At 68.8% G+C, this 23158-nt stretch carries 20 protein-coding genes; 6 read left to right on the top strand and 14 right to left on the bottom strand.

All coding sequences use genetic code 11. The features are described from left to right. Nucleotides 1-7 precede the first annotated feature (7 nt). Nucleotides 8-652, top strand: coding sequence for a LysE family translocator (locus AB0I35_RS06935; RefSeq protein ID WP_357394826.1), 645 nt, complete (start codon nt 8-10; stop codon nt 650-652). Here AB0I35_RS06935 and AB0I35_RS06940 read toward each other — a convergent pair. Next, complete coding sequence (locus AB0I35_RS06940) at nt 649-1272, bottom strand: metal-dependent phosphohydrolase (protein WP_357394828.1); 624 nt, start codon at nt 1270-1272, stop codon at nt 649-651. The genes AB0I35_RS06935 and AB0I35_RS06940 overlap by 4 nt on opposite strands. A 118-nt stretch (nt 1273-1390) precedes the next feature. Here AB0I35_RS06940 and AB0I35_RS06945 point away from each other — a divergent pair, with 118 nt between their 5' ends. Then, entirely contained in the window at nt 1391-1804 is a 414-nt protein-coding gene (locus AB0I35_RS06945; RefSeq protein ID WP_357394830.1) for a PPOX class F420-dependent oxidoreductase, read from the top strand. Nucleotides 1805-1806: 2 nt separating this feature from the next. On the opposite strand, the gene AB0I35_RS06950 is transcribed toward AB0I35_RS06945, so the two are convergent. From AB0I35_RS06950 to AB0I35_RS06960, 3 genes are all read right to left on the bottom strand, one after another. Further along, nucleotides 1807-3294 carry an MFS transporter gene (locus AB0I35_RS06950; protein ID WP_357394832.1) on the bottom strand — a complete coding sequence of 496 codons (1488 nt, stop codon included), beginning with the start codon at nt 3292-3294 and terminating at the stop codon, nt 1807-1809. Between the two features lie 117 nt (nt 3295-3411). After that, complete coding sequence (gene cobA / locus AB0I35_RS06955; protein ID WP_357394833.1) at nt 3412-4668, bottom strand: uroporphyrinogen-III C-methyltransferase; 1257 nt, start codon at nt 4666-4668, stop codon at nt 3412-3414. Between the two features lie 170 nt (nt 4669-4838). Next, nucleotides 4839-6182 (bottom strand): DoxX family protein, encoded by a 1344-nt coding sequence (locus tag AB0I35_RS06960; protein WP_357394835.1) that lies wholly within the window; start codon nt 6180-6182, stop codon nt 4839-4841. Between the two features lie 193 nt (nt 6183-6375). Between AB0I35_RS06960 and AB0I35_RS06965 the strand changes: the two genes are divergently transcribed. Continuing rightward, nucleotides 6376-7506, top strand: coding sequence for a phosphotransferase family protein (locus AB0I35_RS06965; RefSeq protein WP_357394836.1), 1131 nt, complete (start codon nt 6376-6378; stop codon nt 7504-7506). 14 nt (nt 7507-7520) lie between these two features. Next, on the top strand, nt 7521-8612 hold the full coding sequence (locus AB0I35_RS06970) for a hypothetical protein (RefSeq protein WP_357394837.1): 1092 nt from the start codon (nt 7521-7523) through the stop codon (nt 8610-8612). Between the two features lie 84 nt (nt 8613-8696). Here the strand turns inward: AB0I35_RS06970 and AB0I35_RS06975 are convergent, their stop codons facing one another. The 7 genes from AB0I35_RS06975 to mqo all read right to left on the bottom strand — a co-directional run bounded on the left by AB0I35_RS06975 (nt 8697) and on the right by mqo (nt 18065). Next, the gene (locus AB0I35_RS06975) at nt 8697-10295 is read right to left on the bottom strand and encodes a TROVE domain-containing protein (protein WP_357394839.1); all 1599 of its coding nucleotides are present in this window, start codon (nt 10293-10295) and stop codon (nt 8697-8699) included. 381 nt (nt 10296-10676) lie between these two features. Next, nucleotides 10677-11027 (bottom strand): cobalamin biosynthesis protein, encoded by a 351-nt coding sequence (locus AB0I35_RS06980; protein ID WP_357394840.1) that lies wholly within the window; start codon nt 11025-11027, stop codon nt 10677-10679. Nucleotides 11028-11287: 260 nt separating this feature from the next. Then, nucleotides 11288-12841 carry a cobyrinate a,c-diamide synthase gene (locus AB0I35_RS06985; RefSeq protein WP_357394842.1) on the bottom strand — a complete coding sequence of 518 codons (1554 nt, stop codon included), beginning with the start codon at nt 12839-12841 and terminating at the stop codon, nt 11288-11290. Nucleotides 12842-12929: 88 nt separating this feature from the next. Beyond that, entirely contained in the window at nt 12930-13544 is a 615-nt protein-coding gene (gene cobO, locus AB0I35_RS06990) for a cob(I)yrinic acid a,c-diamide adenosyltransferase (RefSeq protein ID WP_357394844.1), read from the bottom strand. A 32-nt stretch (nt 13545-13576) separates the two neighbouring features. Continuing rightward, nucleotides 13577-15733, bottom strand: a complete 2157-nt coding sequence (locus tag AB0I35_RS06995) for a magnesium chelatase subunit D family protein (protein ID WP_357395022.1) — start codon at nt 15731-15733, stop codon at nt 13577-13579. A gap of 361 nt (nt 15734-16094) precedes the next feature. Continuing rightward, nucleotides 16095-16526 (bottom strand): GNAT family N-acetyltransferase, encoded by a 432-nt coding sequence (locus AB0I35_RS07000; protein WP_357394846.1) that lies wholly within the window; start codon nt 16524-16526, stop codon nt 16095-16097. Nucleotides 16527-16532: 6 nt separating this feature from the next. Continuing rightward, entirely contained in the window at nt 16533-18065 is a 1533-nt protein-coding gene (gene mqo, locus AB0I35_RS07005) for a malate dehydrogenase (quinone) (protein WP_357394847.1), read from the bottom strand. 232 nt (nt 18066-18297) lie between these two features. Between mqo and AB0I35_RS07010 the strand changes: the two genes are divergently transcribed. Further along, nucleotides 18298-19329, top strand: coding sequence for an alpha/beta hydrolase (locus tag AB0I35_RS07010; protein WP_357394849.1), 1032 nt, complete (start codon nt 18298-18300; stop codon nt 19327-19329). Between the two features lie 7 nt (nt 19330-19336). Here AB0I35_RS07010 and AB0I35_RS07015 read toward each other — a convergent pair whose 3' ends face one another. Next, nucleotides 19337-19900, bottom strand: a complete 564-nt coding sequence (locus tag AB0I35_RS07015; RefSeq protein WP_357394850.1) for an alpha/beta hydrolase — start codon at nt 19898-19900, stop codon at nt 19337-19339. Nucleotides 19901-20148: 248 nt separating this feature from the next. Here AB0I35_RS07015 and AB0I35_RS07020 point away from each other — a divergent pair, with 248 nt between their 5' ends. Beyond that, entirely contained in the window at nt 20149-20592 is a 444-nt protein-coding gene (locus AB0I35_RS07020) for a hypothetical protein (protein WP_357394852.1), read from the top strand. 6 nt (nt 20593-20598) lie between these two features. Here AB0I35_RS07020 and AB0I35_RS07025 read toward each other — a convergent pair whose 3' ends face one another. Both AB0I35_RS07025 and map read right to left on the bottom strand, forming a co-directional pair. After that, entirely contained in the window at nt 20599-22296 is a 1698-nt protein-coding gene (locus tag AB0I35_RS07025; RefSeq protein WP_357394853.1) for a cobyric acid synthase, read from the bottom strand. Then, entirely contained in the window at nt 22293-23156 is an 864-nt protein-coding gene (map, locus tag AB0I35_RS07030) for a type I methionyl aminopeptidase (RefSeq protein WP_181696858.1), read from the bottom strand. Before map ends, AB0I35_RS07025 begins: the two co-directional genes overlap by 4 nt. Between the last annotated feature and the right edge of the window lie 2 nt (nt 23157-23158).

A 23158-nucleotide genomic window follows, 5' to 3' on the forward strand; every position in this document is an offset into this window, starting at 1 on the left:
GGCGGTCATGGTCTCCTGGGGTGCGCTGGCGTCGTTCGCCGGACTGGCGTTGCTGATCGTTCTCGTGCCCGGTCCGAGCGTGTTGTTCACCATCGGACGGGCGCTCACCGCCGGGCGGCGGACCGCGTTGCTGAACGTGGTCGGCAACGCTGTCGGGGTATACCTCCAGGTCGTCGCCGTCGCGTGTGGCGTGGGGGCGGTGGTGACGGCGTCGGCGACGGTGTTCACCGCGATCAAGCTCGTCGGCGCGGGTTACCTTGTGTACCTGGGCATTCAAGCCTTCCGGCACCGCACCCAACTGCACGATGCCATGCGGATCGGGCCCGACGGTCGCGACGACGACGCGGTCGCGGCAGTGCGCGACGGATTCATCGTCGGCCTGGCGAATCCGAAGACCATCGTCCTCTTCGCGGCGCTGCTCCCCCAGTTCGTCGACCCCGCACGCGGTGGCGTAGCGCAGCAGATGTTGATCCTCGGCCTGTGCATCCCCGTGTTCGGCCTCGTGTTCGATTCCCTGTGGGCGCTGGCGGCCGGCTCGGCCAGAACCTGGTTCGCGCGGTCACCGCGACGCCTGGCCGCGGTCGGCGGGACCGGCGGGTTGGTGATGATCGGCCTCGGCGCATCACTCGCGCTGACCGGACGCAAGGACTAGCCGGACAACCCGATGAGTTCGGCCGCGAGGTTGGCGCGAGCGAGCCCCTCGTACCGCTGATATGCCTGCGGCGTGCGGAACAGGCGCGGTTGCTCGGCGAGGTTGCGCAACACCGAGGCACGGCCCGCGCGGAACAGGTCGTCGGGGACGTGGCGGTATTCCTCGCGGATCGCGGCCGCGTAGGCGGCGTACTCCTGGGCTGTCCCACCGAGCACGACCAGGTCGGCGTCGCAGAGCACCGCGCCGTTGGCGTCGCCGGCTTCCGGGTTGTGACCGCGGGTGAGGATCACCAGGCGCATCACCTCGTGCACCAGCTCGGGTGTGGCGCGGAGTGATTCGAGCACGTCGCGAGCCAGATCGGCGCTGCGTTCCTCGTTGTCGGCGCGGTCGACGGCGTAGATCGCGTCGTGAAAGAAGGCCGCGTAGCGCACGGCGTCGATATCGGTTGCGGCATCGGCCAATTCGTCGATTGCGGCGTGCATCACCGACAGGTGGGTGAGGGTGTGGTAGCGGCGGTGTGGTTCGGCGTAGCGACCGATGATGCCGATCCCGATGGCTTCGGAGTCGGTCCCGGCCAAGGCGATCCACCGGTCGAGCAGGTTCTCCGCGAGCACAGACATCCCTCCAGTCTCATGCCGCGTCAACTGTCGGGCAACCCCGTCTTCACCACGAGAACCCGAATGCCGTTCTGCCACAACGGGCCGGAATGCCGTGCACGACCGCCGCGTTCGTACCGGTATGACCCGAACCATCGCGCTGTCCGAAGAGTTGTCCACCTATATCGACAACGAGAAGGCGTATGCCACCGTCGCCACCCTCGGCCCCGACGGGCATCCGCATCTGACTGTCGTCTGGATCAAACGCGACGGCGACGACCTGCTCTTCTCCACCACCGTCGCCCGCCGGCAGGCCAAGAACCTGGCCCGCGACCCCCGCGTCACCGTAATGGTCAACCCGCCCGAGCGCCCGTTCGTCTACGCCGCCATCCGCGGCACCGCCACCCTCGTCCCGGATCCCGATCGTCTGCTGCCCGACGAGTTGTCCCTGAAATACACAGGTCTGCCTTACGCCGAGTTCAACCCGGCCTCGGCAGACGACGCCGAACGGGTGACGGTACGGATCACGCCGTACAAGGTGACCGGCCGCCTCTGACCTCAGGCCTGTTGGGCTTCCTCCTGCGCGTGCTGGGCCTGGGCCAGCTGAGCAGGCGTGAAGCGCAAAGTCAGCGCCACCACGGCGGCCAGCAGCGCCAGACCCGAGCAGACGAGCAGGACCGTGGTGTAGCCGCTGGTGAGCGCGTCGAGCTGGGGTCCGGTCATGGCCGACACCTTGGTATCGGGGCTGCCGCCGAGCGACAGGGTGCGCGACGCCGCGATCGGGCTGAGCAGTCCGATCGCGATCGGCGTCGCCAGGTTCATGAACATCTGCCCCACCGCCGAGAGCGGACCGATATCGGACGGCGGCACGTCGACCAGCACACACAGCGGGGCGAGCACCATCGCCACACCCACCCCGAACCCGATGACGACGAGCAGCGGCAGCAGGGTGGTGAGGTAGCCGATGTGGCGGTCGAGTGTCGACCCGAACAACAGCGCCCCCGAGAGCACGAGCGCGGCGCCGGTCAGCAGCCAACGCGGTGGCACGAGCAACGCCGCCTTGGAGGCCAGCGCGCCGCCGACACCGATGCCGATGGTGAACGGGATACAGGCGATACCGGCGTGCAGCGGGCTGTAGCCGAGCGAGTTCTGCAGCATCTGCGCGACGAAGAACGTCATCGCACCGAGCACCGCGCCCGCCAGGAAGATCAACAGGAAGGTCGAGTTGCGGTCGCGGCTGTCGAACAGCGACCACGGCAGCAGCGGGTCGGCCTCGTTGCGCTCGATGAGCACGAACGCCACGAGCAGCACGACACCGACGATCAGCGAAGTCAGGATGACCGGGCTGCCCCACCCCCAGGACGGTCCCTCGGTGGCGCCGAACACGACCAGCGCGCAGGCGAGAGTGCCCAGCACCGCGCCCTTCACATCGAGGGGCGCCCGGTGGTGGGCGGTGTCGGAGAGCGTGTACATCGCGCCGACCACGATCAGCGCGCCGATCGGCACATTGATGAGGAAGATCATCCGCCACGACATCTCGGTGAGCAGACCACCGATCACCAGGCCGCTCACCGACCCGATCCCGGCCATCGATCCGACGACCGCCACCGCCTGGTTGCGTGCCTTACCCGGCGCGAAAGTAGTGGCGACCAGCGCGAACGCGGTGGGTGCCGCGATGGCCGCGCCCGCACCCTGGAAGGCGCGCGCGATCAGCAGGGCCAGCTCGCCCTGGGCGAGACCGCAGGCCAGCGAGGCGGCGGTGAACAGGCCGACACCGGTGATGAGCATGCGTTTGCGGCCGAAGACGTCACCGAGGCGGCCGCCGAGCAGCATCATGCCCGCGAAGGTGAGACCGTAGGCGGTGACCGTCCACGCGCCGCCCGAGCTGGACAGGCCGAGTTCGTCCTGCAAGCGGGGCAGCGCGAAGATCACGACGGTGCCGTCGAGCACGACCATGAACTGCAGGCCGCTGAGAACGATGATCGCGAGCCCGAAGGCCGACTGCTTCACCGGGGACTGCGTCGAGGCAGCGGGTTTTTCGAGCACAGTCGACCACTGTAAACGACTCCCCGTCCGCGACCTGAGGGTCGAGTCCGGCGCCCGCGCACGACGGTCCCACCGGGTGCGGTGCGGTGGTGGCGCACGGACGACCGAGCGGGTGACTCAGGGCCTGGTGGCGGCCGGATCACCGAAGGCGGCGGTCGGCCCGATGACGATGATCGCGGGCGGGCGGATGCCTTCGTCCTTGACTCGCTGCGCGACCGTGGCGAGGTCGGCGCGCACCACCCGCTGGGTGCGCAGGGTGCCCTCCTGGATGACGGTGGCGGGGGTGTCGGCGGGCTTGCCGCCGTCGAGCAGGGCGGCGGCGAACTTGTCGATGCGTTCCACGGCCATCATCAGCACGAGGGTGCCGCGCAGCTTGGCCAGCGCCGACCAGTCGACCAGCGAGTCCGGGTGATCGGGCGCGACGTGCCCGCTCACCACCACGAATTCGTGGGTGACCCCGCGGTGGGTCACCGGGATTCCGGCGGCACCGGGCACCGAGATCGGGCTGGTGATGCCGGGTACCACCGTCACGGGGATGCCCGCCTCGGCGCACGCCTCGAGCTCCTCGTACCCGCGGCCGAAGACGTACGGATCGCCGCCCTTGAGCCGGACGACGAACTTGCCCGCCTTCACGCCCTCGACGAGGGCGAGGTTGATCGCCTCCTGCGCCATGGACCGGCCGTAGGGGATCTTCGCCGCGTCGACGACCTCGACGTGCGGGCCGAGTTCGGCGAGCAGTTCCGGCGGTGCGAGCCGGTCGGCGACGACCAGGTCGGCGCGGGCGAGCAGGCGGCGGCCGCGCACGGTGATGAGGTCCGGGTCGCCCGGTCCACCACCCACGAGCGCGACGCCGGGCGTCACAGGTTCCGAATCATCGGTCACCACACCGGATTGCAGTGCTTCGAGCAGGCCGTTGCGGACCGCGGCCGAGCGACGGTGCGCGCCACCGGCGAGGACGCCGAGGGTGAGACCGTCGTAGCGCGCGGTCGCCGGGGTGACGGCGGTGCCGTCGCGGGCGATGTCGGCGCGCACGCAGAAGATCCGCTTGGCGGTGGCCTCGGCGACCACGGCGGCATTGGTCTCGGGTTCGTCGGTGCAGGCCATCGCGTACCAGGCCTCGTCGAGGTCGCCGTCGCGGTAGTCGCGCAGTTCCACGGTGAGTTGCCCCGCCGTCGCCATGCCCTCCACGGCGGGGGTCACGGCCCGGCTGATCACGTGCACCCGCGCGCCCGCGGCCACGAGCAGCCCGAGCCGGCGCTGGGCGACGGTGCCGCCGCCGACGACAACCACTCTGCGTCCACGCAGATCGAGCCCGACCAGGTAGTTCGGGTCCCCGGCGGGCTGGGTCGATGCGGTATCAGCGGTGTTCGGCACAAGCTCCGAGCCTAGTTCCTGCTCCGTCGTCCACCGAACGCACCCGGCCGATCACGGTTTCCGCATCGGGCGCAAAGGCACCGCGGGGCAGGACCACCCTGCCCTCGCGCGGTCGGTGGTTGCGAACCACCGACCCTGCCGCTGACAGATCCGTCGCCCCAGCAGGGCGATCACTCGAAGTAGGGCTGATTCTGTACCCAGCGGAAACCGGTGCCGCGCAACGGGAAACCGTCGAGGTCGACGCGGGTGAGTACGACCGTCGTCGGTGCGCCCGCCAGTTCCCCGCGCAGAATCAGCCGGTCGTCGGTGAGGCGTTCGTGGGTAAGCGTGGCGTAGCGAGTGGGTGCGGCTCCGGGCGAGGCCGGCGCGGTGCTGAGGGTGAGCGTCGGACCGTCGACAGCGGCGAGAACCGGCACGATCGTGTCGTCCATCCGCTGATAGCCCGCCGAGCCCTTGTCGATGACGAGGCGCTGCCAGCGTGCGGGATCGGTGGTCAACGGCGGTACCGGCGACTGGGCGACGGTGAACTCCTCGACCTGCCAGATGCCGTACAGCTGCGGCTCCGGCACGCCGCCACCGTACTCACGCCAGCTCTGCGCACCGAGGTAGACGCATCCCGCCACCACCCACAGCGCGGCCGCGATCTGCACGACGGTCGCCCACCGGTTCGCCCGCGGTGAGGTGAACAACGGTGGTTGCGTCATCGGTTCCGAGGGGCGCTGCAGCACAAGCACATTCGCCAGCCGGCGCGCTTGCGGGGCGAGCAGCACCAGACTCATCAGCAGCAGGTGTCCCGACAGCATCTTCACCGGGACGTCATAGGTCATGTTGAGCAGGAACACCTGGGCCATGCTGATCACGCTCACCATGGCGCCGAGCGTGGCGGTGCGCGACCAGAACAGCAGCAGGCCGCCGACCACTTCGGCCGCACCCAGCGCGATCTCGTACGCGGGGGAAGCACCGACCTGGGTCCACAGCATCGCCATCGGGGTCAGGTCGCCCACCCGGGTGAGCAGGGTGTTCAGGGCGGGTTCGGGCATCTGGGTCGGGATCAGTTTGGCGAACCCGTAGAACAGCATCTGCCCGCCGACGGCCAGTCGGAGCGCGGTGAGGAACCAGCTCCACATCCGGGGGTAGGCGCGCCTGCGGCGGTGGAGAATCGACCACACCACGGTGACGAGGAGGGCCAGGACCAGCACCAGCCCGCACTGGATCCAGATGGCGGCTTGGTCACCGCTGCCGTTCATCTCGAGTTCGGCGGCCACCCCGAACACGTGCTCGCCGATCCAGCCGCTCACCGGCGCCAGGGCGATCAGCTGCCAGGCGATGGCGTCCTCGGGGATCCGCAGGGCGATCACGCCGAGAAAAACGTAGGTGATCTGTGCCATCCACAGGCAGAACAGGCCGAAGTAGGCGACGCAGAACCGGAACGCGATCAGGGTGAGCGGGTGCCACCTGGGCTCCGGTGCACGCACCGGCTCCTCGACTGCGCGCTCCGCGACGACTGCGGTCACTACGTACCTCCCTATCGAAAACGGCTGTCCGGCAAGCTTCACCGACGACGACTCGCGCGCGCATCGGGGGAAACCCCGATCTTGGAGGTGTCAACCCTGAATCCCGCTCACCGACGCCCGCCTTACATTCCGGCCGGTCTTCCGGTACGCCGGTACGGAACACGTTTCACCACGCCGACAGGGGACCCCACGTATGTCCGACGACACGGACCACACCGCGCAGCAGTCGCTGACCGTCACCGAGCTCGATCTCGACGCATTCGGCGAGCGGCTTTCGGGGTGGCTGTCGGGCAAGGTCGGCGCCGACGCACCGCCGAGGATCGGCAATCTCAGCAAGCCCGCCACCGGCGGTATGTCGAGCACCACGGTTCTGTTCGATGCCGAATGGTCGGTGAACGGGGTCGCCGGGAGCGGTTCGTTCGTCGCGCGGATGGCGCCCGAGGACTCGTCGTTTCCGGTGTTCCAGTCCTATGACCTGCCGTTGCAGTACCAGGTGATGTCGGGTGTCGCGGCGGTGTCGGAGGTTCCCGTGCCCGCCCTGCGGTGGCTCGAGACCGACGAATCACTGTTCGGCACACCGTTTTTCGTTATGGACAAAGTCGAGGGCCAGGTAGTCGCCGACAATCCGCCGTACGTGTTCTTCGGCTGGGTGTTCGACGCCACCCCCGCCGAGCGAGCGGGCATCACCGCCGAGACCGTCAAGGTGATCGCCCAGGTGCACGCGATCGACGAAGCGGCACAGCGCTTTCCGGCGCTCGACGGCGAAGGGTCCGCGCTGCGCAGGCATTTCGAGGCGCAGCGCGCCTGGTACCGGTGGGCGCTGGCCGACGACGGTGTCGAGATCCCGCTGATCGAGCGGGCATTCGACTGGCTGGAGGCCAACTGGCCCGCCGAGACCGGCACCGAGGTGCTCAACTGGGGTGACGCGCGCCCCGGCAACATCCTGTTCGACGGCTTCACCCCGGCCGCCGTGTTGGACTGGGAGATGGCCACCCTCGGCCCCCGCGAGCTCGACCTGGGCTGGCTGATCTTCATCCACCGGTTCTTCCAGGACATCGCGACCAAGTTCGACCAGCCGGGCCTGGCCGACTTCCTGCGCCGCGACGACGTGGTCGCCGAGTACGAGAAACTGACCGGCCACACTGTCACCGACCTGGACTTCTACATCGTGTACGCGGCCCTGCGCCACGCCATCGTGATGGCGCGGATCAAGCGGCGGATGATCCATTTCGGCGAGGACGTCGTGCCCGACGAGCGCGACGACTACATCATGCACCGGCGCGGACTCGAAGCGCTGCTCGACGGCACCTACGAATGGGACTGACGATGAACGCGATCATGCCCGTCCCCCTGGACGAGTACCCGGTCCATCAGACACCGCTGTCGCTGGCCCGGGTGGCGACCAGCGACCGGAATTTCTACGACCGCTACTACTTCAACGCCTTCGACCCCGCCGGTGACACCATGCTGATCACCGGTTTCGGCGTGTACCCGAACCTGGGGGTCGTCGACGCGTTCGCGTGCGCGCGCCGAGGCGACACGCAGCACAGCGTGCGGTTCTCCGACGCGCTCACCTCGCGTGATCTGCACACGAGCGTCGGTGGTTACCGCATCGAGGTGCTCGAGCCGCTGCAAAAGCTGCGGGTGGTGTGCGAGCACGACGATCTCGGTTTCGACCTCACCTGGACCGGTGCGCAACCGGCGGTGCAGGAACAACCGCACCTGATCCTGTCGGGCACCCGGCCCATCATCGAGGCGTCACGTTTCGCCCAATTGGGTTCGTGGGAAGGCACTCTGGCGGTGCACGGGCGCGACTACACCGTCGACCCGGCGGCGTGGACCGGCAGCCGCGACCGCTCCTGGGGCATCCGCCCCTCCGGTGAACCCGACCCGGCGGGCAGGCCGACGGGTATGGGTGGTTTCTGGTGGTTGTACGCGCCGCTGCGGTTCCCCGATTTCGCCATCGTGGTGATCGTGCAGGAGGAACCCGACGGCACCCGCACCCTCAACAACGCGGTGCGCATCTGGAACGACGGCCGCAAGGAACAACTCGGCTGGCCGCGCATGACCTGGGTCTACGAGCCGGGCACCCGCCACCCTCGCTCGGTTCGCCTGGACATGACGACCCCCGACGGCAAGCCTCTCGAAGTCGAGATCGAGTCCCGTCCCGGCATCGCCCTGCACGTGGGCTGCGGGTACGGCGCCGACCCCGACTGGACCCACGGCCGCTGGATGGGCGAGAACTGGTCGCTGTCGAGCACCTACGACCTCACCGACCCCGGCATCCGAGCCCGCGTCCCCTACGGCGTGATCGACCACATCGGCCACGCCCGCTGTGGCGACGCCGAGGGCTGGGGCCTGTTCGAACACGCCTCCATGGGCCGCCACGACCCCACCGGTTTCGCCGATTGGTCCTCGGTCGCCCTCTGAGGGTGAGGAACTTCCGTGCGAGAAGAAAAGGCGCCGCCGCGACAACGAGGTCGCGGCGGCTCCGTTTCTGCTCTGTGTGAATTTCTATGCGGCCGTGGCGAAGTCGGCAAGCAGCGACGGCACGGCGGCGTCGAAACCGGCGACATCGAGCATGCCCGCGTCGTCGGGATCGGCGATGCTGAAGTTCGTCGCGGTCATGCCGACCACCACCAGCTTGGCTCGCGGGTTCACCTCGCGGCGGTAGCGAGCCAGCGCCTGGTGCGGGTGCACCGAACCCGCCCATGTTTCGTTGTCGGTGAAAACCGAGAACACGTCGACCTCGATGCCCTTGTCCAGCGCGTGCAGGATCGGCAGCGCGCAGTCGGTTCCGCCGAACGGCAGTCCCGACACCGCGCGTACGGCGTCGTCCAGGCGCTGACGCGGTGAGACCGCCAGCTCCGACAGCGCGTTCGACCCCGACCAGCCCTTCCCGCCACCGGTGAACCCGACGATCTGGTGCCGGGGTTCGGTGCGGGCGGTGACCAGGGCGAGCGCGGCCGAAGCCTCGCGTGCCGACAGCGGCAGACCGCCGATCTGCGCGGTCATCGAGCCGGACACGTCGAGTGCGAGCAGATGCCGCAGACCGGTCGGGTTCACCAGCTCGAAGGCCGCGTAGAACGCGGAGTCGAGCGCGTCGACGACCGGAGCCGAAGGCGTCCAGCTCCCCGCGCCACGCGCCGATCGCCCGGAAGCGTAGGTGCGCAACGCGATCAGCACCGACACCGGGTGCACCAGGGCCGCGCGCAGCCGCGCCGGATCGGTGAGCTGGGCACAGACCGCGGCGGTGCGTGCGCCGAGCGGGTCCAGCAGACCGAGCCGGGTAAGACGCGGAAGCTGACGCAGCAGCGCCGTCTGCGGAATCCCGTTGTCCAGCAGCGCCTCCCACACCTCGGGCGTGTTCAGCGCGGCATCGGGCAGCATCTCCCAGCCGAGCCGGTACTCGCGAATCAGCGCGGGCACCTGATCGAGCGGTGCGGTCTGCGCCCGCTGGAAGCCGTCGACGACCGCGAGACCGTCGAGTTCTGGTGCGCGACCGCAGATCCAGTCGAACAGCCTGCGCCGTTCGTCGTCGGTAGCCGCCGGGTGCGACAGGCGAAGCAGGTCGCGGTGCGTCCAGCCTTCACGCTGCCGGTACTTGACCGCCTGGAAGGCGAGCGCGTCGACCGGCTTGTCCAGGTACCAGTTCGCGACCGCCCGCCGCAGCCCGCGACCCCAACCACGGAACTGCTCGATGTATCCGGCGAACAGGAACAGGTGGGTACCGGTGCGCGCGACCTGCGGCAACGCGGCCAGCGCGGCACGACGCCCGTCGACATCACCGACCGATGCGGCGGCGGCCAGCGCGAACAGCGCGGGATTCTGTCGCGGCGCGCGACCGGAGGTGGAGATCTCCACGATCTCGCGCACCAGGTCGGCGGTGTGCTCGGCCGCGTACTCGACGACGAACTCGGCGTTGTCGACAGTGAGCGCCGCGGGGCTCACGTAGTAGGTTCCCGATTCGGTGCCGAGCGTGAGGAAGCGGCGCACCCGGGCCTGCGGCGTGATGTCGAAAACGTAGCCGTCGGCGTTGTTCACGACCTGACGATTGTCGGCCGGTGCGGACTGCGGTGTGCTGCGACGGTTGAACCGCGACAGAATATTCATTGTTCCCCTCCGATACGCACGTTGGCGTTGATATTCGGCCCCGGACCCGACGGGGCGTGTACGCGGAATGGGGCAGGCGTGGTGTTTTCGACCGGAGACGGAAATTGCTTTCCGCCGCGGGGTTCGAACCCGCTCGACTTACGAGGTCACCAGATAACCGACCGAATCCGGCCCGCCCTACTCCGTCGCAATCGCACGGCGGGCGTGTGTGTCCCGACCGGACGCGCCGAGAGCTCTACCAGACTGAGCTACCGCCACCTCGCGGTGGCGGGCAGGATTCGAACCTGCGACCGCTTGGTCCAGAGGTAACCGATCAGTGCCGGCCCGCCGTACGACTGCTGGACCAGACGTTACTGTGCGCGGCCGAACTTGCCCAGTGAATTAATTCGGCTCGGCGTACGCCACTGCCACGACGATTCTGTCGACAATTGTTCGGGCGCATATGAATTCGCCGCTTCCGGCAAGCGATGCCGCGGCCTCCGCGACGGAGGGCGTACCGACTGCGGCGACAGTGCGTGGCGAGCTGTGCGCGACCTTCACGGTGGCCAATTGTTCGGCAGTGAAGCCGAGGAGCGTGGCGCCGAGTGTGGCGGCGGCGACCCGTACGCCTGGTTCGGCTGCACGGATGTCGAGTGTCGCCAGGCCAGTGATTCGGCGACGGCCGACAACCCCTTCGACGGCTCTCACGATGCGGTCCGCCGCGGTACCAGGCCGCACGCCGATGCCGACCACGACAGCTCGTTCAACACCCTCGCCATCGGGTTGTTCCGCACTTCCCGTCATCAGCAGGCCGCCATCAGGATACGAACCCCCTGCGGTGGAGCATGATCGATGCGGCGCCGATCCGGTGAACTTCGCCCGCCACCGGACGCGACGTGCCGCCGAAGGCCGATCCCACTGTGGCGGCCTGGTCGGCGGATCTGCGGGCATCCACGAATCGGCCGCCGACACCGGAACAGCATTCCATCGCGGCGGGCATAGAGCGAGACCGACTATCTGCTGCCATGGTCTGCCAGGGCGAATCTCTGCGCAGCATGGACGAACCGGCCGATCGCGTCAGGGTTGCCCGCGGGGTGGGTGTGCAAATAGGAGGCATGGAGCTGGCCCGTCACAGCCCCCTCGGAGACGGGACCTGTTGTACGCCAACCCCAAGCGGCATTCGCCACCTCTGTACGAATAAGCCGGGTGCGGTGGAATTCGTGACCGCGTACTCGGGCGCCCGCCTGCCACAGCACAGAGTCGTGCAGGGCGACGGCGTCGCGGTAGCCGAGGGTGAGGCGGGGGCCGAATTCGGCGTCGGCGTCGATCACTCCCGCCATGGGGTGTCCGTCGAGGGAGCGGGTGAGGTAGAGCAGTCCGGCGCACTCCGCGTGGATCGGGAGGCCGTGGGTGGCGCCGTCGGCGATCGCGCTGCGCAGGCGTACGTTCGCCGACAGCTGCGCGGCGTGTTCCTCCGGGAAGCCACCGGGAAGCACCAGACCCGCTGTGCCCTCGGGCAATTCGTCGGTCAGCGGATCGAAGACCACGACCTGTGCACCCGCTGCCAGGAGCAGCTCCCGATGCTCGGCGTAGCCGAATGTGAAGGCAGCGCCGCCGGCCATCGCGATAACGGGCCCCCCGTTCCGGGCGGGGCGCTCGCCGGCGGTCGCGTCGGTGATCGTGGTGCTCAGCCCGGTTCCAACAGGCGGCGCCGGTTCGACCGGCCGATCCGCGACGTGCGCGAGCTGGGCCATCCCTGCTGACACTCCGGGGTCGGTCGACGAGTGCAACGCTCGGCCGGACAAGGTGGCTGCGGCCAGTTCGGTCAGCGGATCCCAGGCGGCGCCCCACACCGATCCACCGGCCAGGGCGACGATCGCCGGGAGGTCGACGTGGGCGGCGACCAGGGTGGTCATCGCGTCGACCGCGCGGGTGGCGGCGGTGCCGTGTTCGACGGCGGGGATGAGGCCGAGATGGCGTGAGGGGACTTCCAATTCGGTCATCCGGGGCAGCACGCCGAGGACGGGGATGCCCACGCGGTCACACGCCGAGCGCAGGACCTGTTCGTGACGTTCGCTGCCGACGCGGTTGAGGATCACCCCACCCAGGCGCACCGAGGAGTCGAAGGTGGCGAAGCCGTGGAGCAGAGCGGCCAGGCTTTGCGAATGCCCCCGCGCGTCGACGACCAGCACGACTGGTGCGCCGAGCAGGCCCGCGACCTGCGCAGTGGAACCCTCTGCCACCGCATCCGCCCGATGCTCGTCGATGCGACCGTCGAACAAGCCCATCACGCCCTCGACCACCGCGATATCGCACCCGTGGGCACCGTGCCGGTACAGCGGGACCACCCGATCCTCGCCGACCAGAACAGGATCGAGGTTCCGGCCGGGGCGCCCGGCGGCGAGCCCGTGATATCCGGGATCGATGTAATCGGGGCCGACCTTGAACGGCGCCACCTGGTGCCCAGCCCGCCGCAACGCGCCGATGAGCCCGGTGGCCAGCGTCGTCTTACCGCTACCCGACGCGGGCGCCGCGATCACGATCGCCGGGGCGCTCACAGCCGGCACTTCCGCACAACTAACGGGCCACTCGCCGTTCGATCCATCACGGCCGCCTGGGCGATACCCATCGGATTCCGCACGGCTGTCGAGCCAGTCACCATTCGATACCGCGCTGACCCTTGCGGCCCGCGTCCATCGGGTGCTTCACCTTGGTCATCTCGGTGACCAGGTCGGCGGCGTCGACGAGCGCCTGCGGTGCGTCGCGTCCGGTGATGACAACGTGCTGGTTACCCGGCCGGTTGGTGAGTGTCTCGACGACCTCGTCGATATCGACCCAGCCCCACTTGAGTGGGTAGGTGAACTCGTCGAGCACGTAGAAGCGGTGCTGCTCGGCGGCGAGCCGCCGGGCGATCTCCTGCCAGCCCGCGAGGGCGGCGGCGGCGTGGTCTTCCTCGGTCCCGTGCTTGCGGGTCCACGACCACCCCTCCCCCATCTTGTGCCACTCCACCGCGCCGCCCGCGCCGGTCTCCTCGTGCAGGGTGCCGAGGGTTCGAAACGCCGCTTCCTCGCCGACCTTCCACTTCGCGCTCTTCACGAACTGGAACACGGCAACGTCGAAACCCTGATTCCAGGCCCGCAACGCCATCCCGAACGCGGCCGTCGACTTCCCCTTGCCCGGCCCGGTGTGCACGGCGAGCACGGGCTGATTACGCCGCTGCCGCGTGGTCAGTCCGTCCGCGGGGACGACCTCGGGAACACCCTTGGGCACAGCAATCTCCTTCTTTCACGCTCGGCTGATGCTCAGGCCGCGCGGTTCGTTGGGTGGCCGGACGCGCGGACGACGTCGGCGACGGATTCACCGGTGAGCTCGTCGAGGCGCAGGTAGCGGGCGCGCAGGTCGCGGGCCAGTTCGGCGGCGAGGCCGAGGCGGATCATGCCGCCTTCGCAGTCGATGACCATGGTGGTGTGGCCTTCGCCCGCGAGGAGGCGGGCGGCGGTGCGGGCACGCGGGAGGGGGTCGGTGCCGCCGGTGGCGCGGCCGTCGGTGAGCAGCACGAGCATCGGGCGGCGGCGCGGGTCGCGCACGTGTTCGCGGGCGATCACCTCGCGGGCCTTCAGCAAACCGGCCGCGAGAGGTGTCTTGCCGCCGGTGCGCAGACCGGCCAGGCGGCGCACGGCGATGTCGACCGAGGAGGTCGGCGGCAGGACCAGCTCGGCCTCGCTGCCGCGCACGCTGATCACCGCCACTTTGTCGCGGCGCTGGTAGGCGTCGCGCAGCAGGGTGACGACGGCGCCGGTGACGGCGGTGAGCCGGTCGCGGGCGGCCATCGAACCGGAGGTGTCGACGACGAAGACGACCAGATTGCCTTCGCGCCCTTCGCGATACGCGCCACGCAGGTCTTCGATCGCCAGGGCGAGCGGTCCGGCGAAGCGGCCGCGCTCGACCTGTTTCGGTGCGGCGGCGAAGACGGTGCCGAGCAGGTGCAGGCCGGTGGAGGTGTCGGTGTGGGGGCGAACCATGCGACCGGTGCGGGTCTGGGCGCGGGAGCGGCGGCCGGGGGCGCCTTCACCGATGCCGGGGACTTCCCAGCGGGGGGCAGGCTTGGAAGTGGAACCTGGTGTGCCGGAAAGGCTTTCAGCGGTCGGCCGAGAACCTTTGTCGCCGGGGTCGCTGTTGTTCGAACCGGTATCGTTCGGGCGGTTGCCATTCGGGCCACCACCGGGCCCGCCGTCCGGACCACTGTCGTTCGGGCCACCCGGCCCACCGTCCGGGCCGTCGTCATCCGGCCCGTCGCTGTCGTCAGGGCCGTCCTCGCGCGGGTCGTTGTCACTTCCGAGCCGATCCTCGGACCTGTCGCCGATGGGGCCGTCCGGATCAGCACCCGACTCGCCACTCGCGCGATCATCGACGGCCTGCTCGTCGTTGCGGCCGTCCGCGTTCCGCCCGTCGGGCGCCCGGTCATCGGCCGACCCGAACGAATCGTCGAATTCGTCGTCGTCGGGGGCGTTTTCGACCTCATCGGCCGCCGCCCGCATCGCCTCGTCGAGCTGTTGCTCACTGATCCCCGGCTCGTCGAACGGATCGCGCCGCCGCCGATGCGGCAGGGCCAGCTCGGCGGCGATCCGCACATCGTCCTCGGTGACCCGGTCGCGGCCACGCCAGGCGGCATGCGCGGCCGCGGTCCGGGCGACGACCAGGTCCGCCCGCATCCCGTCGACATCGAACGCCGCACACAGCGCCGCGATCCGGCGCAACTCGGCATTGTCGAGCACCACATCGGGCAGCCGGTCGCGAGCGGTCAGAATGCGTTCGGCGACAACCTGATCGGCGCCGGAGTAGCGGGCGGCGAAGGCGGCGGGATCGGCTTCGTAGTCGAGGCGGCGGCGCACGACGGCCATCCGGGTCGACACGTCACGCGAGGCCGCCACGTCGACGGTGAGGCCGAACCGGTCGAGCAACTGCGGGCGCAGTTCTCCCTCTTCGGGATTCATGGTGCCGACGAGCACGAACCGCGCCGGATGCGAATGCGACACCCCGTCGCGTTCCACGTGCACGCGGCCCATGGCGGCGGCATCGAGCAGCACGTCGACCAGGTGGTCGTGCAGCAGATTCACTTCGTCGACGTAGAGCACGCCGTGATGGGCCGCGGCCAGCAGGCCGGGACGGAACGCCTGCTCTCCGTCGCGCAGCACCCGCTCGAGATCCAGCGAACCGACCACCCGGTCCTCGGTGGCGCCGACCGGCAACTCGACCAGCCGGGCCGGTCGCGCACCGGTCTCGTCGACCACCGGCGGCAGCAACTGCGCCAGCGCACGCACCACAGTCGACTTCGCGGTGCCCTTCTCGCCACGCACCAGCACCCCGCCGATTCCCGGGTGCACCGCCGACAAGATCAACGCCAGCTGCAACCGCTCCTGCCCCACCACAGCGGAGAACGGGAACCCCGCCTCACCCACTCCCCGCGCAGCGGTGTGCGGACCAGCGGCAACATCAGCAAAACCAGGCACGCCCCCACTGTATGCGCGGCCCGTTCGCCCCTGATCCCCGGGCATCACTGCCCGACGAGCGGCGCCCCGCCCTAGTGGCGCGCGCGTCTCCCGACGGACCGGAATACGACGAAGAACGGCACCGTGCCCGCCGCCGCCAGCGGCATGAGCCAACACACTGTTCGCGAACAAGCCACAGAACGCACCCGGCGGCGCAAATCGGGAACGTCGCCGCCCGGCCACCTGATGGTCGGCGAGTCGGCGCCAGATGAGATCCGGTTCGTGTCGCGGTTGGCTCGACCGCCTGGCCTCGCGCGCGACTGCGGGAGGATCAGCCGCGACGCATCGGCACGTGCATGATGCCGTCGTCGTCGTATTCCGGCCCGTCGACGGTGAAGCCGAACTTGGCGTACATGTCGACCAGATGCGATTGGGCATCCAATCGCACTGTCGCCGAACCGGTTTCGGCCAGCGCGGCCTGCATCAGCCGGGTCGTGTAGCCGCGCTTGCGCGCATCCGCCGCGACGCAGACCCGGCCGATGCGGAACCCGTCCGGTTCCTCGAGCAGGCGCAGCGTCGCGGCGATCTCGCCGTCGTCATCGATCCACAGGTGCCGGGTGCCGGGCAGCAGGTCACGCCCGTCCAGTTCGGGGTAGGCGCATTCCTGCTCCACGACGAACACGGCGACGCGCAACGTCAGCAGCCGGTACAGGGTGGCGGAATCGAGGTCCGCCGCCCACGACCGTTTCAGCACGACCGGCACGGCGGGCTAGCGCACCTGGGCGAAGCCGAGCGCGTCTTCCTGGGTGGTGGCGCTGACCTCGTCGAGCTTGAGCGTCTTGTTGGTCCAGTCCCACACTTCCTGGAACAGGGCCTGGTTCTCCGACAGCTTCTGGCCGAGCGAGGGGATCATCTGCTGCAACTGCGGGGTCCACTCGGCGTATTCACGCGGGAAGCAACGCTGCATCACATCGAGCATGGCGGTGACACAGGTCGACGCGCCGGGCGAGGCACCGAGCAGACCGGCGATGCTGCCGTCCTGGGCGGAGATGACCGCGGTACCGAACTCGAGCACGCCACCGGCACCCTTGCGCCGGATCACCTGCACGCGCTGACCGGCGGTGATGAGCTCCCAGTCGCGGCCGTCGGCCCGCGGCAGGAACTCCTCGAGCACACCCACCTTGCCGTTCTGCGACTTCAACAGCTCGCTGATCAGGTACTTGGTGAGACCCATCTCGGTGAGACCGACGCCGACGAGCGAACCGATGTTGTTCGGCTTGATCGACTTGAACAGGTCGGCGTTGGAGCCGTCCTTGAGGAACTTGGGAGTCCAGCCCGCGTAGGGGCCGAACAGCAGGCCCTTCTTGCCGTTGATGACGCGAGTGTCCAAGTGCGGCACCGACATCGGCGGCGCGCCGACGGCGGCCTTGCCGTACACCTTGGCCTCGTGCGCGGCGATCAGGTCGGGGTTGGTCGAGCGCAGGAACTGGCCGCTGATCGGGAACCCGCCGAAGCCCTTGGCCTCCTTGATGCCCGACTTCTGCAGCAGCGGCAGCGCGCCACCACCGGCGCCGACGAACACGAACTTCGCGTTGAGCGTGCGCGACCGGTAGGTGCGCAGATTGCGCACGGTGACATTCCAGGAGCCGTCGGACTGCTTGTCGAGGTCGCGGACCTCGGTGCCGAAGGCGATCTCGCCGCCGGAGTAGCCGACGTAGGCCAGCAGCTGCTTGGTGAGCGCGCCGAAGTCGATATCGGTGCCGCCGTCGGTCCAGTTCAGCGCGATGGGGTCGGAGAAGTCACGGCCCTTGGCCATCAGCGGCAGCCGCGCGGCGAACTCGTCGGGGCTGTCGATGAACTCCATGCCGCGGAACAGCGGGTGCGGCGCCAGCGCCTCGTAGCGCTTACGCAGGTACTCGACGTTGTCGGCACCGTGCACGAAGCTGACGTGCGGAATGGGGTTGATGAAGCGCGACGGGTCACCGAGAACGCCCGCGTCGACCGCCGACGCCCAGAACTGGCGCGAGACCTGGAAGCGTTCGTTGATGTCGATCGCCTTGCTGACATCGACCGAGCCGTCGGCGTTCTGCGGGCTGTAGTTCAGCTCGCACAGCGCCGAGTGACCGGTACCCGCGTTGTTCCACGGGTCGCTGCTCTCGGCGGCGGCGGCGTCGAGCCGTTCGAACACCGAAACCGTCCAGTCCGGCTGCAGCTGCCGCAGCAGCGCGCCCAGCGTGGCACTCATGATGCCTGCGCCGATGAGAACTACATCGGTCTTTTCAATCTTCGCAGCGTTCGGCACGGGTAGATCGACTTCCTTGTCCTTCTCAGCTAACCACCGGCGGGTGAGTTCGCTTGGCGCGGGCGCTTGGCAGTGTTGATGCGACTCGCAGTGAATCGCCGGGGGTAGGTTACCCGTCGTTCACCTGAACTCAATTGTGCACCTCAGCAGATCGCCTCACTGCACCCGACCTGCCGAATGTGATGTAAACCAACCCTGCACGTCGCCGTGACCCCGCGATAGATTGGCGTGTGTGACGAACGAAACGCAAGGGATCGCCGACCGGACCGACGAGCAGTGGCAGGCCGACATCCTCGGCACGGCGTACCAGCAGCGAACCCTGCCGCTCGGCACCGACCCCGACGGCGAGGGCGAGATCGTCGCCACCCTGGTTCGCTACCTGCCCGACGCCACCGCCCCGGCACACGAGCCGACCGTGCTCTACGTGCACGGCTTCACCGACTACTTCTTCCAGGAGCACCTGGCCGAGCATTTCGCCGCACGCGGCCACCGCTTCTACGCGCTCGACCTGCGCAAATGCGGCCGCTCGCGGCGCGAAGGGCAGAGCGCGCACTACGTCAGCGACCTGGCGCTCTACGACGCGGAACTCAGCGAGGCGCTGCGGATCGCCCGTGCGGAGACCGGCAACGATGTGCTGGTCGTCGCGCATTCGACCGGTGGCCTCATCGTGCCGCTGTGGCTCGACCGGCTCGAAGCCGCGGGTGGCAGTGCGGCGGCGGGTGTGGCTGGTGTGGTGCTCAACAGCCCCTGGTTCGACCTGCAGGGACCGTCGTACTACCGCACCGTCGGCACACCCATCATCAACGCCGTCGGCCGGTTCCGGGCGTTCGCGCAGATCCCGGGCATGGGTGTGAGCACCGCCTACGGCGACAGCCTGCACCGCACCCGCTCGGGCGAGTGGGACTACAACCTGGACTGGAAGCCGTTGACCGGCGAACCGGTGCGTCTGGGCTGGTTGCGGGCGATCCGGCAGGGCCAGGCACGGCTGCAGCAGGGGCTCACCATCGGGGTCCCCGCGCTGATCCTGCGTTCGCGGGTCACCAAGTTCGCGCGACAGCACAGTGCCGCCGTCGACGTGGCCGATGCCGTGCTCGACGTCAAACAGATCCAGCGCTGGGCCGGCTGCCTGGGCGAACGCACCACCATCGTTCCCATCGACGGCGCCCGCCACGACGTGTTCCTGTCCTCGGAGGCCGTCCGCGCGGTCGCGTTCGCCGAGACCGACAGCTGGCTCGACTGGCTCGCCGCCTACCGCAAGTCCTGAGCCCGGTTCACCAGAGGCTGGTGCGCAACACGATCTCGGTGGCGAGTTCGTGGCCCGCTTCGGTGGCGATGTTGTCGACTTCCAAAGGGACCACACGGAATTCGCCGTAGACGAAGCGGCCGGAGGCGTCGGCGGTGGCGCGGGGCAGGCTCTTGGTGACCATCATCGTCACCGGGAGTTCGAGGGGCGGACAGGCCGGGTCGGGGATCGTGCCGTCGGCGCCGGGCACGGCGGGGTGGCCGTGGTCGGCGACGACGAGACTCATGAACCGGCCGAAGCGGCCCGCGCACACCCGCCACGCGAGCACCGCCCCCGCACCGCGTCCGGCCACGTTCACGTAGGGCAGTTCGAGTTCGTCGAGAATGGCGTGCACCCCCGCGGGCTCGAGCCCTGCGACGGATTCCACGACGACGGTCTGCAGATCGGATTCGTGCAGCCGCGCGCACACCTTGTCGAACACGTCAGCAGGGTCGTCCGCATCGGGAAGCAACAGCACATTGTGCCGCGAGGAGGGCCCGTCGACCCGCACTGTCCAGGCCTGGTCACCGACCGTGATCTGCCGAGATTTCATGCCGGTTTACGGTACACGCCCACCCTGAACACCACCTGCCGTTCGGCTCCGGCGCTCCGCCCGGCCGAGGCCCGTGTACTGGGCTTTCACTGCCCGGAACCACCGAATTGCCAAACCTGTCACAAGAGGAGCGCCTTTGCGGTGAGGACGAGATCGGTCCCACACCCGCGCGGCCCCGCGACCTGAGGCACGGCCGTGCCACTCGCCATAGGATGGCCATCGAGTTCTATCGACATCATGGGGGGCATGTGAAAAGGATCATTCAGGCTGTGCTGTGCGCGGCAGGCGCCGTCGTCTTCGGGGCAGGGGCACTGACGGGCGTCGTCTATCTGGTCAACGCCACCGCCTACCTCGTCGGCTTCGGTGAAACCGTCACCGTCCGAATCGAGGAAAGCTCCACCTCGGGGATGAGCAGCGGCCACGCGGGCGTCGGAACGACCATCGAGGACGGGCGCAGAGTCCGACTCTTCGACGTCACCGCGGGCGAAACAGTCGACGCTCGAATGGTTCTCATCGATATCGGCAAAGACACCCGGGCCTACACCACTCCTGCCACCGCCGCCAAGGACTACATCTGGATCTTCGGCGTCGTCGTACTCGGCGCCCCGGCCCTCGTGTTCGGCTTCGCCGCATACGTGCTCGGCCGTGGCCGACCGAAACCGGGCAACACCACCGCCGAATCCACGGTGTGAACCCTCCTACTCGTCAGGTACGGCGAGGATTCCACTTCGGATGATCGGGAGGCCGTTCGCGCCGCGCGCTATCAGTTCCTCCAGGGCGGGGATGTCGACGTGCTTCTCGATCAGGTCGGCGAGTAGGTCGAGCTGGGATTCCCGCACGGCGGCGACGGACGTGTCGGGGGCGACGGTGAAGCCGGTGCGTCCCGCTCGAGTGGCGACTTCGGTCAGCCAGGCGCGGCGGAACTCGTCGGACTCGAGCACGCCGTGCACGTGCGTGCCCCAGATCGCTTCTCGTGCACTGCCTTCCGGAGCACCGCCGATGCTGAGCCAGGCAGGATCGCCGGTACGCCGCACCCGGCCGTGATGGATTTCGTAGCCGTGGACAGGGATGCCTGCGGCGGTCCCGGCTACCTGCTGTGCGATCTTCGGCTCCGCGAACTCGATGTCCAAGTCGAACAGCCCGAGGCCGTCGCCCACCCAGGGACTCCCGGACGGAATCCCCTCGTCTGCAGGCGCACCTCCCGGGGCAGCGTCGAACTCGGCCGCACCCACCGAAGCCACACCGCGCTCGGGCAAGCCTGCCGGGGCGGCGCCGCGCTCGGGAACAGCAGCCGTGGGCGACGGAATGCGACCTCCGCCCGCGTATTCCACTCCGTCGACGATGCGGCGGCCGAGCATTTGGTAGCCGCCGCAGATGCCGAGGATGGGGCGTCCGGTGGCGGCACGGGTGCGCAGTGCCTTGTCGATTCCCTTGGCGCGCAACCATTCCAGGTCGGAGACGGTGGACTTGGAACCGGGGACGACCACGAGGTCGGCGGTGGTCAGTTGGTGGGGACTGTCGGCCCAGTGGACCGAGACGCCGGGTTCGCAGGCCAGGGCTTCGATGTCGGTGGAGTTGGAGATGCGGGGCAGGCGGATGGCGGCGACGGTGAGCCAGTCGGTGCCGTGGGGTGGGGCGGGACGGCCGACGGGGGTACCGGCGACGGTGCCGAGGGAGTCTTCGGCGTCGAGCCAGAGGTCCTCGGCGAAGGGCAGGACGCCGAGGGTGGGGCGGCCGGTGAGGGCGGTGAGCTGGTCGAGGCCGGGCTGGAGCAGGGTCACATCGCCGCGGAATTTGTTGACGACGAACCCCGCGATGAGTCGCTGGTCTTCGGGTTCCAGGACGGCGACGGTGCCGAACAGGTGGGCGAGCACTCCGCCCCGGTCGATATCACCGACGACGAGAACCGGAAGATCCGCCGCACGCGCCAGACCCATGTTCGCCAGATCGGTCGCGCGCAGGTTGATTTCGGCAGGAGATCCAGCGCCCTCACAGATCACCACATCGAATTCCGCACGCAGCGAGGCGAGTTCGTCCGCCACCACTTCACGCAATTGCTGACGACGCGTGAAATAGTCTCGCGCACCGACTGTTCCGATCGCCTTCCCACGCACCACCAATTGGGAACGGCGATCACTGCCGGGCTTCAACAGCACGGGGTTGAACCGCACACTCGGTTCGAGCCCACACGCGCGCGCCTGCAGAGCCTGGGCGCGCCCGATCTCCCCACCGTCGAGCGTGACGACGGAATTGTTCGACATGTTCTGCGCCTTGAACGGCGCGACCCGCACCCCGCGCCGCGCCAGCATCCGGCAGATCCCCGCCACCACAACGCTTTTGCCCGCGTCGGAGGTCGTCCCGGCGATCAGCAGTGCCCCGCGCAGCGCACCGCTCACGGCAGGGTCAGGATTTCCGCGCCCGTCTCGGTGACCACCAGGGTGTGCTCGAACTGCGCGGTCCACTTACGGTCCTTGGTGACCACGGTCCAGCCGTCGTCCCAGATGTCGTAGTCGATGCCGCCGAGGTTGATCATCGGCTCGATGGTGAAGGTCATGCCCGGTTCGATGACCGAGTCGATGCTCGGCTGGTCGTAATGCAGGATCACCAGGCCGCTGTGGAAGGTGGGGCCGACACCGTGACCGGTGAAGTCGCGGACCACGCCGTAGCCGAAGCGGTTGGCGTAGGCCTCGATGACACGGCCGATGACATTGAGCGCACGGCCCGGCTTGACCGCCTTGATGGCCCGGTTGGTCGCCTCCTCGGTGCGCTCGACCAGCAGGCGCACCTCCTCGTCGACATCACCGGCGAGGTAGGTCTTGTTGGTGTCGCCGTGCACGCCGTGGATGTAGGCGGTGACGTCGATATTGACGATGTCACCGTCCTCGATCACGGTGGAGTCGGGGATGCCGTGGCAGATCACCTCGTTGAGCGAGGTGCAGCAGGACTTGGGGAAGCCCTTGTAGCCCAGGGTGGAGGGGTAGGCGCCGTGGTCGCACATGTATTCGTGGGCGATGCGGTCGAGTTCGTCGGTGGTGACGCCGGGCGCCACCGCCTTGCCCGCCTCCTCGAGTGCCTGGGCGGCGATCTTGCCCGCGATCCGCATCTTCTCGATGGTCTCGGCCGTCTGCACCCACGGCTCTTTGCCCTCGTTGACCGTCGGTTTCCACACGTATTCGGGGCGCTCGATGGAACGCGGGACATCCCGGATCGGCGATTGGGTGCCGGGGACGAGTGGCTGACGGGTGCGCACGGACATAC

This window comes from Nocardia sp. NPDC050378, from assembly GCF_040655675.1.
GTDB lineage: Bacteria > Actinomycetota > Actinomycetes > Mycobacteriales > Mycobacteriaceae > Nocardia > Nocardia coubleae.